Source organism: Thalassotalea sp. G20_0 (genome assembly GCF_017744175.1).
Taxonomy (GTDB): Bacteria; Pseudomonadota; Gammaproteobacteria; order Pseudomonadales; family Endozoicomonadaceae; genus Endozoicomonas.
This window is the reverse complement of record NZ_JAGHQV010000487.1, coordinates 1-560: the sequence shown is the minus strand read 5'-3', so window position 1 is coordinate 560 and position 560 is coordinate 1. Positions and strand designations below refer to the sequence as shown.

Below are 560 nucleotides of genomic sequence, written 5' to 3'. Positions count from 1 at the left end.
GTGTTGTGTACAAACGCAATGCAGAGGCACTGGATAATATCAAGGCATATCAGAAAATCATCAATACTGCTGGCGGTCAGTGATGAGCGAGCCGGTTATTTCAATATTTGAATACGGTTATCTAAGTGCTCAGGTGGAGGGCGAGCGTTGCGCTCGTCTTCCTGAAGCAGCATTTGATTACCTGGAAAGGCAGTGTTTAAAACAGGCAGAGGATACTCCTGCGTTTTTACGCCTATGCTCCTTAGGTGGGCATAAGGCACTTCAGGTTCGTAATTATGTTGGCGTGATTCATACGCCGACTGGGGTTCAGATCGAAGTATTACCAAAGACAACGGCGGGAGGGCAACAAAGTGCTGCTGAGTCCAGAGCTGCCTTAATGAGTATGCTCCGGCATTTACGTGCGTTTCGCCATATCGAAACAACCGATGCGCTGGTCGCTTCCCAAAGATTGCCGTTGCTTGAAGTGTTTATTCGCCAGTTTCTGCAGAGTGTTAACCGTTTGGTCAAGCGGGGCTTACGCTCGGAGTACGTCCGCCGGGAAGATAATCAGCAGTTTATGA

Annotated in this window: 1 protein-coding gene; it reads left to right on the top strand. The window is 48.8% G+C overall.

The genetic code is table 11. The features are described 5' to 3' along the window. Positions 1-82: 82 nt before the first annotated feature. On the top strand, positions 83-560 hold a 478-nt coding region (locus tag J7438_RS27180; RefSeq protein ID WP_503003955.1), incomplete at its 3' end, for a 5-methylcytosine restriction system specificity protein McrC.